The sequence below is a fragment of the Rhizobium sp. CC-YZS058 genome, assembly GCF_034720595.1.
Classification (GTDB): domain Bacteria; phylum Pseudomonadota; class Alphaproteobacteria; order Rhizobiales; family Rhizobiaceae; genus Ferranicluibacter.
This window is the reverse complement of record NZ_JAYESJ010000001.1, coordinates 826,357-839,779: the sequence shown is the minus strand read 5'-3', so window position 1 is coordinate 839,779 and position 13,423 is coordinate 826,357. Positions and strand designations below refer to the sequence as shown.

Below are 13,423 nucleotides of genomic sequence, written 5' to 3'. Positions count from 1 at the left end.
TCCCGGATCCTGCCGCAAGACGCGGACGGCACGATCTTTATCGATAAAAAACATTTGCGAGAGGCACGCTACTCGGTTGGATCGAAATTGCAATGGCTATTTCTGATCCTCCCCAGGCTGGCCGGACCTCCTTGCCCGCTACAGCCCAACGTTGCCTCCAACAACGTTCCTTCATGCTCATACGCTAACCCAGAGATCAGGGAAGCGCAATCAGAAATGACACCAATGTTCCAGAATTTTTAGAAATGGAACATTTGATCCGATCATGATTAGGATCGGGCAGCTCGCAAACCCGATCCATTCCTCACGATTTCAAACTAAGATCCTGTTTCAATTCGCTTCTCCCCCTGTCGAGGAAGCCGTGACGCGTTCAAACGCGCACAGCGTCCGTTCCAAGTGGGGGAGCGACCAGAGTGTGTGCTTCATAGGCAGCGAACTGGTCCGCCGTCAGGCGATGACTCTCGAGCGCCATGTTCCGCTCCAGGCTGGACCGGCGCGCCGTGCCGAGCAGGACCGAGGCGACCAGCGGATTCTGCAGGGGAAACTGCATGGCCGGAGCCGCAAGCGGCACGCCCTGCGATTCGGCGATCGCCTGCATGGCGGCAACCTTCTCGAGAACCTCGGGCGTTGCCGGCAGATAGTCGAAATGCGCGCCCTCCACCGGGCCGGTCGCCAGAATGCCGGAATTGAAGACGCCGCCGACGATCAGCGAAGTCTGCGCCGCCTCGCACAGCGGCAGGAGCTCGGCCACGGCCGAACGGTCGAGCAGGGTGTAGCGGCCGGCGAGAAGAATGCAGTCGATCGTCGCCTGGCGCATGACATCGAGACAGACCTCGATCTCGTTGACCCCGAGCCCGTAGGCCGCGATGGTCCCGCCGGATTTCAGCTCCTCCAGCGCCTTCAAGCCACCATCCAGCAGCTGGCGCAGATAGACGGCATTGCGCTCGGCGCCGTGGGTATAGACGCCGATATCGTGGACGAAGAGAATGTCGATCCGGTTCAGGCCGAGACGGGCATAGCTGAACTCGACCGAGCGCATGATGCCGTCATAGGAGTAGTCGTAGTCGGTTTCGAAGGGCAGCGGATCGACGAAGCCATAGCTCGGCACCTGGTCGTCCGGAACGGGGCGCTGCAGCCGGCCGACCTTGGTGGAAAGCACATGGCTGCCGCTCGGCTTGTCGCGCAGGAAATCGCCCACCCGCCGTTCGGCAAGGCCGAAGCCATACCAGGGCGCCGTGTCGAAATACCGCATGCCGCTATCCCAGGCAGCCTCCAGCGTCTCCATTGCCGCATCGCGCGGGCAGGCGCGATACATGCCGCCGAGCGGCGCCGTGCCGAAACTATATTCGGTGACCGAAAGCGCCGTCTTGCCGATCTTGCGCGTCTGCATGTCTTTCTCCTACCTGTCCTGCCGGTCGCGTGTGGGCGACCCTGCCACTGCCTGCCATCCTGCGCGCGCCCTGGGATCAGAGCGTGGCGCCGAGATGCCAGGGCACGAATTCATTGTCGCCATAGCCGAAGAGCTCGCTCTTGGTCTTTCGGCCGGAAGCGGTCTCGACGATCAGCTCGAAAATCTCCCGGCCCATGCCGGCAATGGTCGCCTCGCCGGTGGCGATCGTGCCGCAATCGATGTCCATGTCCTCTTCCATCGCCTGATAGAGCGCGGAGTTGCTCGTCAGCTTGATGGACGGACAGGGACGCGAGCCGAAGCAGCTGCCGCGCCCGGTGGTAAAAGCGATCACATTGGCGCCGCCGGCCACCTGCCCGGTGGCCGAGACCGGGTCGTAGCCGGGCGTATCCATGAAGACGAGGCCGTGCTCGGTGACGCGCTCGGCATAGTGATAGACGGCGGTGAGCGGCGAGCGCCCGCCCTTGGCGACGGCGCCAAGCGATTTCTCGAGAATGGTGGTCAGCCCGCCGCGCTTGTTCCCGGGCGAGGGATTGTTGTCGAGCGAGGCGCCGTGCTGGGCGACATAGGCCTCCCACCAGGAAATGAGCCCGTCGAGCTTGGTGGCCACGCCTTCGTCCACCGCGCGGCTGCGCAGGAGATGTTCGGCGCCATAGATTTCCGAGGTTTCGGAGAGGATCGCCGTCCCGCCGGCACCGGCCAGGATATCGACCGCAACGCCCAGCGCCGGATTGGCCGTGATGCCCGAGAGCCCGTCCGACCCGCCGCACTGCAGGCCGACGATGATCTCGCTGACCGGGATCGGCTCGCGCCGTGCCGTGCCGACTTCCGCCGCGATCTCTTCCAGAACGCCGAGCGCCCGGGCGACCGCGCGGCGCGAGCCGCCTGCGTCCTGAATGTTGAAGTGGCGCTTGGCTGCCCCTGCCCCGCTCTGTCCGTAAAGCGTCAGCTGATTGACCTCGCAGCCGAGGCCGACCATCAGCACGCCGCCGAAATTGACGTGGCGGGTATAGCCGGCCAGCGTGCGATGCAGGTTCTTCATGCCGTCGCCGGTCGAGCTCATGCCGCAGCCCTGGTCGTGGACGATCGGCACGAAGCCGTCGATTCCCTCGTAGCGCGGCAGGATGGAGCGGTTCGCCTCGTCCGCGATGGCGCGGCAGACAGTGGTGGAACAGTTGACGCTGGCGATGATGCCGATGAAGTTGCGCGTCGCCGCGCGGCCGTCCGCCCGGCGATAGCCCATGAAGGTTCGCGCGCGGTCATCCGCATTGGCGCTTTCCGGGGCCACCGGCGCGCCGATCGAGAGCCGGTCGTTGTCGATCGCCAGATTATGGGAGTGGACATGATGGCCCGGCGCGATCGCCGCGGTTGCGCGGCCGATCGCCTGGCCGTATTTCACCACGGGCTCGCCGGGCGCGATCGGCTTGATCGCGACCTTGTGGCCGGGATCGATGCGCTCGGCAGCGGAGACACCCGCTTCGAGCGGGGCTCCGGCCTCGATGGCCAAGGACGCCACGGCAACATTGTCGTCCGGCGACAGAACGATGAAGGACGGCGCACCCACCGGCATCTCCCTTACTATGTCTGCAACCGATTACGCTCATCGATCGCGATTTTTGTCTTTTATCCACAATAGACAGATCGCCGTCAACGGGTATTATGTCCGCGTGGAATGCGGGGAGCAGCACGCGCCACGATGAGGTCCCGGGGGGACCGGAAGGAACGACCGGCCGGCATGGCAAAACAGAACACCGTCTTCAAGGAGGCCTTCAACCGCGCGCTGACGCTGATCGCGGAGACCGCGCGGCTGCCGTCGGAACCGGAGCTGAGCCAGGCGCTCGGCGTCAGCCGGACGACGGTGCGCGCCATTTTGACGCGCATGCAGGAGCTCGGCCTGATCTCCTGGGACAAGCGGGCCAAGCTCGTGCTGCGCAAGCCGGAGACGGGCGATTACTTTCCGAACGAGGAAACGGACTCGCTCTCCGCCATCATCGAGCGCAGCTTCATGCGGCGGATTCTTGCCGGCGGCGCCGAGCCCGGCATGCAGATCAACGAACTGGAGCTCGCCCGCGATATCGGCACGGGCACGACCGCCGTGCGAGAATTCCTCATCCGCTTCAGCCGCTTCGGCCTGATCGAGAAGCGGCCGAACAGCCATTGGGTGCTCAAGGGCTTCACGCGGGAATTTGCGCTGGAGCTGACCGAGGTGCGCGAAATGTTCGAGCTGCGCTCGGCCGCCGGCTTTGCCGCCCTGCCCGAAGACCATGCCGCCTGGGGAGAGCTTGCGGCGATCGAGGCGGTGCATCATGCGCTGCTTGCCGATATCGACCGGCGCTATCCGGAGTTCTCCGAACTCGACGAGCGCTTCCACCTCCTGGTGCACCGCGCCTCGAGCAACCGCTTCATCGTCGATTTCTACGACATCATCTCGATCGTCTTCCACTACCACTACCAGTGGAACAAGACCAATGCCCGGCAGCGCAATGCCCGGGCGCTGGAAGAGCATCTCGACTATATCGCCGCGCTGAAGACCCGCGATCTCGCCGGTGTCGAGGCGGCCTGCCGGAAGCATCTGCGCTCGGCGCGCGAGACCCTGCTGCAATCCATTCCATAGCCCTGTCCCCCTAACGCCTCTCCCTCTCCCCCTTACGCAGGATCCGCCGATGACCGCCTCGACCCCCACGCCGATCGTCCAGTTCGGAACCAGCCGGTTTCTCCAGGCCCATGTCGATCTCTTCGTCAGCGAGGCCATGGAGCGCGATGCGGCACGCGGGCCGATCACCATCGTGCAGACGACCAGCTCTGCCGACCGCGCCGGCCGGCTGGGGGCGCTCGCCGCCGAAGGCGGCTTTCCCGTCATCATTCGCGGCCTTGAGAACGGAGCGCCGATCGAGCGCAGCCAGCAGGTGAAAAGCGTCGCTCGCGCCCTTTCAGCCGGCAGCGACTGGCCGGAAATTACGAGGATTGTCGTCGAGGAGGCGGAGATCCTTCTCTCCAACACAGGAGACACGGGCTATGTCGTTGCGGAGGATGACGAGGCGGAGGGCGTGCCGGCCTCCTTCCCCGGCAAGCTGCTGCGGCTTCTCCATGCACGGTTCGTGGCCAACGGGCGCGGCTTGACGGTGCTGCCCTGCGAGCTCGTTTCCCGCAATGGCAGCGTCCTGAAACGCATCCTTCTCGACCTCGCCGAGCGCCGCATCGGCGACGCCTCGTTTACGCGCTGGCTAGATACGGCGCTCGTCTGGGGCAATTCGCTGGTGGACCGCATCGTGTCCGAGCCCCTGCAGCCGGCAGGCGCCGTGGCCGAGCCCTATGCGCTCTGGGCAATCGAACGCCAGCCGGGCCTCCAGGTGCCCTGCACCCATCCTGCGATCCGGCTTGTCGAGGATCTGGAGCCCTACGAGGCGCTGAAGCTGCATATCCTCAACCTCGGCCACACGGTTCTTGCCGATCTGTGGCTGAAGGGCGGCCGCGCGCCGGACGAGACGGTGCGCGCCATTCTCGGCGAACCGGCGATCAAGGCGCAGCTTCAGGCCATCTATGCACAGGAGGTCATCCCCGCCTTCGCCGCCAAGGGTCTCGGCGAAGAGGCGGGAGCCTATGTGGCCGAAACCATGGAGCGCTTCGAGAACCCCTTCCTCGACCACCGCCTGCGCGATATCGCCCAGAACCATGCCGAGAAGATCCGCCGCCGGCTGGGCGGGCTGAAGGCGTGGAGCCCGCAGACGCCCATGCCGGCGCTCGACCGCATCATCGCCGGCTAAAGCATTTCCGGCGATCACGGGATCACCTCCACTGCTCTATGTTTCTGTTTTGGCCGCATTGTCCGACGCCGAAGCGATCACGCTTCGGCTGGGAATACTCTAGGCATCGGCCCGGCTGGCGCGCCGCGGCTGCCCGGCTCCGGCAGGCAGGTCCCGGCGCCGCTGGCCTTCGCCGCTCGCTGGGCTCTCGCCCGTCTCGCGCAGGCGCTGCACGTCCCGTGCGGGCGGCAGGCCGAAGACGCGGACATAATCGCGCGAGAACTGCGACGGGCTGGCATAGCCGACCGCAAACCCGGCGCTCGCCGCATCCAGCCGCTCGCTCAGCATCAGCCGGCGCGCCTCCTGCAGACGCAGCTGCGTGCGAAACTCGAGGGGACTCATCAGCGTGATCGCCTTGAAATGCGCGTGGAAGGCCGAGCGGCTCATGCCGGCCACCTCTGCCGCATCCTCGATGGGGCAGGCCTCGCGAAAGCGCGCCCTGATCCAGACGATGGCGCGGGCGATCTGGCTCAGATGCGTGCCTGCCCGGGCCATGTGCCGCACCGACGCCGCCCCCGGACCGGTGATGAGACGATAGAGGATCTCGCGCGTGGCGAGCGGCGCCAGCGCGTCGATATCCTCCGGCCGGTCTAGCAGCCGCAACAGCCGAACCGCGGCCTCGACGACACCGGAATCGACATCATGGAGCAGCAAGCCGCTCAGGGCCCGCGGCCGCGGCGCCTCCTTCGGCGGATAGCGGATCGCCAGCTCGGCGAGCTCCACCGTATCGAGATCGAGCTGCAGGCAGAGATAGGGCGCCTCGGCGCTCGCCTCGACCACCGACCCCATGACCGGCAGATCCACCGAGGCGATCAGATAGCGCGCCCGGTCGTAGACGAAGGCCGTCTTGCCGAGCATGGCCTGCTTGCGCCCCTGCGCCACCAGGCAGAGCGTCGGCTCGTAGATGACCGGCATGGGCAGCGTCGGCTGCGAACAGCGGATCAGCTTGAGCCCGGGCACGGCGGTCTCGACGGTGCCGTCGCGTGGCGCATGGCGGCTGATGAGCGCGATGATGGTCTCTTGATCGGTCATGGCCCCTTCTCTCATGCGGACTGTCCCTCCGATAGCGGACCGGCACGATCCTTGGACGATCGGGCAAGAAGCGCGGAGGATGGCGCTACCGCCCGAAGACCGGAAGGCGCGATAAAGCTGGGGCAGCCGGGTGGAGCCGACAAGCCCACCGGATGCGCCAAGCCCCACCGCCGGCAGCCTCTGCTCGCTCTGGCGATGACCCAAGGGAGACGTGCCATGAAGACCAAAGCCCAGATGCTCGCCGCACTCGGCGCCGTCCTGACCGGCGATGCAACGATCGCCACGCCCGATGCTGCCGCAGCCGCCGTCGTGGCAAGCCCGACGCAAGGGCCGGCCCGACCGCAGCATCCCTATGTCGGAATGTGGGTCACCGCCGACGGGCGGATCCGCCAGGAACTGCTGGCTAACGGCCGCTACGACGAAGCGCGCGGCGCGCGGCAGAGCGCCTATCAGGGCCGCTACGAGGTCCGCGGCACCCATATCAACTATTGGGACGACACCGGCTTCACCGCCGACGGCACCTTCGTCAGCGAGGATGAACTGCACCATGGCGGCATGATCTTCTTCCGCCAGCGCTGACAGCCTCCGCGTGGAGGATCGGACAACCCGCCCCGCCACTGCCCCATACAGAAAGAGCCGGCAGGAAAACCCGGCTTCGCTTGATCAGGAGACACAAGCATGAACTCACCCCACTCGCTGACCGACTACCGCCTGCTCGGCCGTTCAGGCATGCGGGTTTCGCCGCTTGCCCTCGGCACCATGACCTTTGGCTCCGACTGGGGCTGGGGAGCGGAGGAAGGCGAGGCACGCCGGATCTTCGACGCCTATGTGGATCGCGGCGGCAATTTCGTGGATACGGCCGTCAATTACACCAATGGCGCCTCGGAGCGCATCCTCGGCGGTTTCATCAAGGACAAGCGCGAGCGGATCGTGCTCGCCACGAAATTCACCATGGCGCGCGATCCGGCCAACATCAATGCCGGCGGCAATCACCGGCTGAACATGCAGCGCTCCGTGGAGACGAGCCTGCGCCAGCTCGACACCGACCGGATCGACCTGCTCTACATTCACGCTTGGGACTTCACCACCCGTCCCGACGAAGTGATGCGCGCGCTCGACGATCTGGTTCGGGCCGGCAAGGTGGCCTATCTCGGCATCTGCAACACGCCGGCCTGGCGCATTGCCGAGATGCAGACGCTGGCGGACTTGCGGGGCTGGTCGCCGCTGGTGGCGCTGCAGATCGAATATAGCCTGGTCGAGCGCACGGTCGAGCATGAGCTGATGCCGATGGCGCAAGCGCTGGGGCTTGGCGTTCTGCCCTGGTCGCCGCTTGGAGGCGGCATCCTGACCGGGAAATATTCGACCGCCGATCTTTCCGACGAGAATGGCGCCGATGTTTCGACCGAGCGCAAGGGCGTCATCGCCTCGACCGGCCATCTGAACCAGCGCTCGCTCGACATCGCCGAGGTCGTCGGAACGATTGCCGCGGAAACCGGCGCCAGCCGTTCGCAGGTGGCGCTGGCCTGGACGCTTCTGAACCCGGCCGTCACCGCCCCGGTGATGGGCGCTCGGACGCTGAAGCAGGCGGAAGACAATTTCGGCGCGCTGGCTCTGACATTGAGCGACGATCACATCGCGCGCCTCGACGCCGCCAGCCGCCCGGCGCCGATCTTCCCGCATCGCTTCATCGAGCGCCCCATGGTCCGGCAATTGATCCACGGCACGCAGAGCGTCGCAGCGAGATCCTAAGCGATCTGCGCCATCGCAGCGTCAGAGCGAATGACCGGAACGGCAGAGAATGGAAGAGACCGCGAGCGAGCATGGAGCGTGTCCATGCTCGCTCGAAACGTATCTGCGGGCGTCGAGACTTGCGAGGGCGAAACAGTCGCCCGCCACCATGAACGTCTTCTATAAAAGCCTTCTCGAATATTAAGTGTATTTTAGTTTCCATGAAAATAAAATGGGAATGGCGAAGTCGGGAGGAGTGTCTCCAATCGCCGAGCTGGCGCTCAGTTGGGGCGCCTGAGGCGATCCGCATGAGGCGGATGTTCACACGCAATTTCCACTCTTGCACGCAGGCCCTGCAAAGCAGGCCCTCGCCAGTCTTGGGAAAGGTCCACCATGTCGTTCCTTCGCAATGCCAGCATCCGCACGAAAATTCTCTCCTTGATCCTTCCGCTCTGCTTGGTTGGACTGGCGGCCGCCGGGTTTCTCTCGTTGCGGTTCAAGGCGGCCGACAATGCCTATTTTGCATTCATCGCCGAAGACAATGCCGCTCTCGTCGAACTGGCGCGCGCGAACCGAAACCTCCAGAGCGTTGCCTACGACGCCTACAAGATGATGGCCTATGCGCCCCAGGACAAAGCGTTCGTGTCCTCGCTCGAAGACTATGGCAAGCTGCGGGAGCTGCTGTTCCAACGCCTGGATAACGCAAAGACGCTCCTGCCGGAACTCGAGCCGCAGATCGGGGATCTTATCGACAAGACAAAATCCGTGGTCACGCTCACGGACAGCGCCGTCGAACTGGCCAAGGCATCGCGCGACAACGAATTGCGCGAAACTTTGTCGAAGGCGGATGCAGAAATCGCGTCCCTGACCGACGACATCACCAAGCTCGTCAACAGCTCCGCCACGCGGATCGCCGAGGAAAGCCAGACCCTTTCCCAGCGCACCCAATCCACCATCACCGTCTCGCTGATCGCGATCGGACTGACCTTCCTGGTCGGAATTCTTGCTGCCCTCGTCGTTTCCGCCAAGGGCATCGTCGGGCCGATCGCCCGGATCTGCGAGCGGATGACCACGCTTGCCGGCGGCGAGACCGCAGCTCCGATCGACGGGCTCGAGCGGCGCGACGAGGTGGGGCGCATGGCCAAGGCCGTGCAGGTCTTCCGCGAGAGCGCGCTGGAGCGCATCCGGCTGGAGCGCGAAACGGAGGCGGGCCGGACCCTGTCCGAGAAGGAGCGGATCGAGCGCGATGCGCAGAAGGCGCGCGAGGCTGCCGAGGTGCAGACCGCGATCGACAGTCTTGCCACCGGGCTTTCCAAGCTCGCCGAGGGCGATGTGTCCTTTCGTCTTCAGCAGTCATTCGCCGGCGCGCTCGACGTGGTGCGCAAGGACTTCAACCATTCCGCCGAGAAGCTGCAGGATGCGCTGACGCGTGTTGCCGAAAACGCCCGGGGCATCGATACGGGCACGGTCGAGATCAAGTCGGCCGCCGACGACCTCGCCAAGCGGACCGAGCAGCAGGCTGCCGCCGTCGAGGAAACCGCGGCCGCCTTGGAGGAGATCACCACCACGGTGCAGGACTCCACCAAGCGGGCCCGCGAGGCCGGCCATATCGTGGCCCGCGCCAAGACCGGCGCCGAGCAATCCGGCGAGGTCGTCCGCCGTGCGGTCGGTGCGATGGAGCAGATCGCCAAATCCTCCGGCGAGATCTCCAACATCATCGGCGTGATCGACGAGATCGCCTTCCAGACGAACCTGCTTGCGCTCAATGCCGGCGTCGAGGCAGCCCGCGCCGGCGAAGCCGGAAAGGGTTTCGCCGTCGTGGCGCAGGAGGTGCGCGAACTCGCCCAGCGTTCCGCCAATGCCGCCAAGGAAATCAAGGCGCTGATCACCACCTCCAATGCGCAAGTACAGGAAGGCGTGCAGCTTGTCGGCGACACCGGCCGCGCCCTGGAGACGATCGTCTCCGAAGTGCAGGAGATCAACCGCCACGTCTCGGCCATCGTCGAGGCCGCGCAGGAGCAGGCCTCCGGCCTCCAGCAGATCAACTCGGCCGTAAACCAGATGGACCAGGACACGCAGAAGAACGCAGCCATGGTGCAGGAATCGACGGCGGCCAGCCATCGCCTGGCCAAGGAGGTGAGCTCGCTCAACCAGCTCCTGTCGCAGTTCCGCCTCGGCCAAGGCGTCGTTCCCGCCACGCCGCGTGAAGCGACCGGGCGCGAATCGCCTGCCCCCTCTCCCGTCAAGGCGCTTGGCAGGAAGATCGCCTCGGCGTTCTCCGGCACGGCTGCCGTGGATCATCACGCCAGCGAATGGAAGGAATTCTGATGAACGTCATCTACCAACAGGCGGGCGATGCTTTGGAAATCATCGCCTTCATGCTGCACGGCCAGCTGTTCTGCGTGCGCACCGTCGCCATTCGCGAGATCCGCGGCTGGGCGCCGGTGACGCCTCTGCCCCATACGTCACCCGAGGTGATGGGCGTCATGAACCTGCGCGGCACGGTGATCCCGATCGTCGACCTGGCGATGAAGCTCGGCATGCCGCCGGCCCAGACCTCCGAGCGCAGCGCCATCGTCGTCACCAGCGTCCACGGCAACACGATCGGCATGATGGTCGACCGGGTTTCGGACATCCTGACGATCGCCTCCAGCGATTTGCAGCCGATTCCCGCCGCCGCCGAGACCGCGATGGGCTATGCCGAAGGCGTCTTTGCCCGCGACAAGGACATGATCTGCTTCCTCAACCTGGAATCGATCTTCTCTGTCGACAGCGCCGCGGCCTGGGGCGAGATGGTCTGACGGCGATCCGGCACCGGCCGACGGTGCCTCAGCCGCTGTGATAGCCGCCGTCGACCGGCAAGGTGACGCCGGTGACGAAGGCGGCTGCGGGCGACACGAGGAAGAGCGTCGGGCCCACCAGATCCTCCGCCTCCCCCCAGCGCTGCAGGGCGGAGCGCTTGGCGATCCTGTCTGCGCTCTCCGGCACGGACCAGAGCGCGCGCGTCATGTCGGTGCGGTGATAGCCCGGCGCAATCGCATTCACGCGGACGCCGTCGGGCCCGTATTGGTGGGCGAGCGCCCGGGTGAGGCCGACAATGCCGGTCTTGCTGGCCGTATAGGCCGGCACCGATTTGTCGGCGAGATAGCTCAGCATGGATGCGACCATGACGATGCTGCCGCCGCTTGCCTTCAACAGCGGAAAGGCCACGCGCGACAGGCGCATGGCGCTGTTCAAATTGATGTCGATCACGTCGAGGAAGGTTTCCTCCTCCCATTCCTGGTCCGGCCGGGCAACGCCCTGGCAGTTGACGAGAACATCGAGGGTCGAAAAGGCCTCCATGAACCGGCTGATGGCGGCGCCGTCCCGCACGTCGAGCTGCGCGAAGCGCAGGCCTTCGCCGGCCTCGGCGCGCGCTGCATCCAGGCGGGCGGCGGAGCTGCCGGTCGCCACGACGCTGGCACCGGCCGAGGCAAAACCCTTGGCGATGGCAAGGCCGATGCCGCTCGTGCCGCCGGACACCAGCACCGTCTTGCCGGCAAGGAAAACGGGAGCGTAGGGGGTCGGGGTCATTTCGGGCTCCTCCAGTCAGATCAAGGCGCGCAGAGCCGCGATTACGGCCTCTTCGCGGATCGGCATCGGTTCATTGTGGATGATTTCGCCGGCCCGGCAGGCGCGCCGGGCGACGATGGCGAGCTTCTCCTCGCTCGCCTCTGCAATGCCGATCTCGGCGAGCCGGGTCGGCAGGCGCACGCTCCGGCAAAAGGCGCGCACGCGCTCGAATTCCTCCTCCGCGCCGTGCAGCAGCAATCCCGCCAGCACGCCGATCGCCACCTTCTCGCCATGGAGGTGATGGTGAACGTCCTCGAGCTCGCAGAGACCGTGATGAATGGCATGGGCCGCCGCCACGCCGCCCGATTCGAAGCCGATGCCGGAAAGCAGGATATTGGCCTCGACCACCCGCTCCAGCGCGGGCCCCGCACGGTCGGCATCGCAGTCTTCGAGCGCTGCGGCGCCATGGGCAAAGATCGTCTCCCGGCAGAACCGCGCGACCTCATAGGCCAGGCTGACGCCCGGCATTCCCATGCAGTTGAAGGCGCCGCTCTGTCGGCAGCTCTCCGCTTCGTAATAGGTGGCGAGCGCATCGCCGATGCCGGCGGCCAGGAAGCGCGCCGGCGCCCGCGCGATCAGCGCCGTATCGACCAGGACAAGATCGGGATTGGATGGGAGGAAGGTGTCATAGGCGACGGCGCCGTCCTCGGTATAGATGACCGCAAGGGCGCTGCAGGGCGCATCGGAGGCCGCGATGGTCGGCACGACGATGACCGGCAGGCCGAGATCGCGAGCCGCGGCCTTGGCCGTATCCAGCGCCTTGCCTCCGCCGGCGCCGATGAGGAGGGTCGCGCCGGCCGCTGTCGCGCGTTCGACCAGAACCGCGATCTGCGCCTCGGAACATTCGCCGCCATGGCGCAGGATCTCGGCCTCGACCTGCCCGTCCAGCGCCGCCGTGACGGCGGGCAGCAGGAGATCGTGGATGCCGCGATCGAGAAGAACGACGGCCTTCGTGCCGAAACCGCGGGCCTCCCGGCCGAGCTCTGCCAGGGCACCGGCGCCCTGAATGTAGCGACCGGGAAAGCGCGCGCCGCGCAGAAGGCCGGCGGATGCCTGATCTACCAGCATACATAGCCCCCATCGGCCAGAACGATCGAGCCGGTCATCAGGCTGGAGGCCTCGCAGGCGAGGAACAGGATGACCGAGGCCACCTCGTCGGTGCGGCCCAGCCGGTTCATCGGCGTGCCGCCCACCCAGTGGCGATACATCTCCTCGTTCTCGTAGACATATTTGTTCATTTCGGTGTCGATATAGGTCGGAGCCACAGCGTTCACGCGCACGCCGCGCGCGCCCCATTCGGCGGCGAGCGAGCGGGTGAGATGGTGCACCGCCGCCTTGGACGCGTTGTAGTTTGCCTGCTCCTGCGGGCGGTTGACGATGAAGCCGGACATGGAGCCGACATTGACGATCGACCCGGCGCCGCTGTCGAGCATGGCCTTGCCGAAGGCGCGGCAGCACCAGAACACGCCGTTCAGGTTGACGTCGATCACCTTGTTCCAGACCTCGTCGCTCATCGTCTCGGCCGGATGATTGCTGATGGCGATGCCGGCATTGTTGACCAGGACATCCACCCGGCCATGGCGGGCGAGCACCGCATCGCGCACCGCCTCGACCCGCGCCCGATCGGTAACATCGAGCAGTTCGCCTTCAACGCGATGGCCCTTGGCGGTCAGCGTTTCCAGTGCGCCGGACAGAAGCTCGGGATTCATGTCGGTCAGCACCACCAGGGCACCCGCCTCGGCCAGCGCCTCGGCTGCGGCCAGCCCGATGCCGCGGGCAGCCCCCGTGACCACGGCGATCTTGCCGGTCAGTTTGAATTTGTCGAGATACATCGGTCATC

At 65.8% G+C, this 13,423-nt stretch carries 12 protein-coding genes; 6 read left to right on the top strand and 6 right to left on the bottom strand.

Annotated features, from left to right (window positions below):
• Positions 1-370: 370 nt before the first annotated feature.
• A complete protein-coding gene (locus U8330_RS04100) occupies positions 371-1,390 on the bottom strand; it encodes an aldo/keto reductase (protein WP_323103862.1) in 1,020 nt (339 codons plus the stop codon).
• 76 nt (positions 1,391-1,466) lie between these two features.
• Positions 1,467-2,978, bottom strand: a complete 1,512-nt coding sequence (locus U8330_RS04095) for an altronate dehydratase family protein (protein WP_323103861.1) — start codon at positions 2,976-2,978, stop codon at positions 1,467-1,469.
• A gap of 165 nt (positions 2,979-3,143) precedes the next feature.
• On the opposite strand from U8330_RS04095, the gene U8330_RS04090 reads away from it, so the two are divergent.
• Positions 3,144-4,022 (top strand): GntR family transcriptional regulator, encoded by an 879-nt coding sequence (locus U8330_RS04090; RefSeq protein WP_323103860.1) that lies wholly within the window; start codon positions 3,144-3,146, stop codon positions 4,020-4,022.
• A gap of 49 nt (positions 4,023-4,071) precedes the next feature.
• Positions 4,072-5,172, top strand: a complete 1,101-nt coding sequence (locus U8330_RS04085) for a mannitol dehydrogenase family protein (protein WP_323103859.1) — start codon at positions 4,072-4,074, stop codon at positions 5,170-5,172.
• Positions 5,173-5,271: 99 nt separating this feature from the next.
• On the opposite strand, the gene U8330_RS04080 is transcribed toward U8330_RS04085, so the two are convergent.
• A complete protein-coding gene (locus U8330_RS04080) occupies positions 5,272-6,243 on the bottom strand; it encodes an AraC family transcriptional regulator (protein ID WP_323103858.1) in 972 nt (323 codons plus the stop codon).
• A 216-nt stretch (positions 6,244-6,459) separates the two neighbouring features.
• On the opposite strand from U8330_RS04080, the gene U8330_RS04075 reads away from it, so the two are divergent.
• The 4 genes from U8330_RS04075 to U8330_RS04060 all read left to right on the top strand — a co-directional run bounded on the left by U8330_RS04075 (position 6,460) and on the right by U8330_RS04060 (position 10,772).
• A complete protein-coding gene (locus U8330_RS04075; protein WP_323103857.1) occupies positions 6,460-6,822 on the top strand; it encodes an Atu4866 domain-containing protein in 363 nt (120 codons plus the stop codon).
• A gap of 99 nt (positions 6,823-6,921) precedes the next feature.
• Positions 6,922-7,992 (top strand): aldo/keto reductase, encoded by a 1,071-nt coding sequence (locus tag U8330_RS04070; RefSeq protein ID WP_323103856.1) that lies wholly within the window; start codon positions 6,922-6,924, stop codon positions 7,990-7,992.
• A gap of 372 nt (positions 7,993-8,364) precedes the next feature.
• Complete coding sequence (locus U8330_RS04065; RefSeq protein WP_323103855.1) at positions 8,365-10,299, top strand: methyl-accepting chemotaxis protein; 1,935 nt, start codon at positions 8,365-8,367, stop codon at positions 10,297-10,299.
• On the top strand, positions 10,299-10,772 hold the full coding sequence (locus U8330_RS04060; protein WP_323103854.1) for a chemotaxis protein CheW: 474 nt from the start codon (positions 10,299-10,301) through the stop codon (positions 10,770-10,772). Before U8330_RS04065 ends, U8330_RS04060 begins: the two co-directional genes overlap by 1 nt.
• A gap of 28 nt (positions 10,773-10,800) precedes the next feature.
• On the opposite strand, the gene U8330_RS04055 is transcribed toward U8330_RS04060, so the two are convergent.
• From U8330_RS04055 to U8330_RS04045, 3 genes are read right to left on the bottom strand one after another with little or no spacing between them, the layout of a single operon-like run.
• Positions 10,801-11,544: an SDR family NAD(P)-dependent oxidoreductase gene (locus U8330_RS04055; RefSeq protein ID WP_323103853.1), complete on the bottom strand. Its 744-nt coding sequence runs from the start codon at positions 11,542-11,544 to the stop codon at positions 10,801-10,803.
• A gap of 15 nt (positions 11,545-11,559) precedes the next feature.
• A complete protein-coding gene (locus U8330_RS04050) occupies positions 11,560-12,651 on the bottom strand; it encodes a glycerol dehydrogenase (RefSeq protein ID WP_323103852.1) in 1,092 nt (363 codons plus the stop codon).
• Entirely contained in the window at positions 12,642-13,415 is a 774-nt protein-coding gene (locus U8330_RS04045; RefSeq protein WP_323103851.1) for an SDR family NAD(P)-dependent oxidoreductase, read from the bottom strand. The genes U8330_RS04050 and U8330_RS04045 overlap by 10 nt, the downstream gene beginning before the upstream one ends.
• Positions 13,416-13,423 lie beyond the last annotated feature (8 nt).

Coding starts and splice junctions, on each gene's coding strand:
- U8330_RS04100 (WP_323103862.1), bottom strand. CDS start 1,390: ATGCAGACGCGCAAGATCGGCAAGACGGCGCTTTCGGTCACCGAATAT.
- U8330_RS04095 (WP_323103861.1), bottom strand. CDS start 2,978: ATGCCGGTGGGTGCGCCGTCCTTCATCGTTCTGTCGCCGGACGACAAT.
- U8330_RS04090 (WP_323103860.1), top strand. CDS start 3,144: ATGGCAAAACAGAACACCGTCTTCAAGGAGGCCTTCAACCGCGCGCTG.
- U8330_RS04085 (WP_323103859.1), top strand. CDS start 4,072: ATGACCGCCTCGACCCCCACGCCGATCGTCCAGTTCGGAACCAGCCGG.
- U8330_RS04080 (WP_323103858.1), bottom strand. CDS start 6,243: ATGACCGATCAAGAGACCATCATCGCGCTCATCAGCCGCCATGCGCCA.
- U8330_RS04075 (WP_323103857.1), top strand. CDS start 6,460: ATGAAGACCAAAGCCCAGATGCTCGCCGCACTCGGCGCCGTCCTGACC.
- U8330_RS04070 (WP_323103856.1), top strand. CDS start 6,922: ATGAACTCACCCCACTCGCTGACCGACTACCGCCTGCTCGGCCGTTCA.
- U8330_RS04065 (WP_323103855.1), top strand. CDS start 8,365: ATGTCGTTCCTTCGCAATGCCAGCATCCGCACGAAAATTCTCTCCTTG.
- U8330_RS04060 (WP_323103854.1), top strand. CDS start 10,299: ATGAACGTCATCTACCAACAGGCGGGCGATGCTTTGGAAATCATCGCC.
- U8330_RS04055 (WP_323103853.1), bottom strand. CDS start 11,544: ATGACCCCGACCCCCTACGCTCCCGTTTTCCTTGCCGGCAAGACGGTG.
- U8330_RS04050 (WP_323103852.1), bottom strand. CDS start 12,651: ATGCTGGTAGATCAGGCATCCGCCGGCCTTCTGCGCGGCGCGCGCTTT.
- U8330_RS04045 (WP_323103851.1), bottom strand. CDS start 13,415: ATGTATCTCGACAAATTCAAACTGACCGGCAAGATCGCCGTGGTCACG.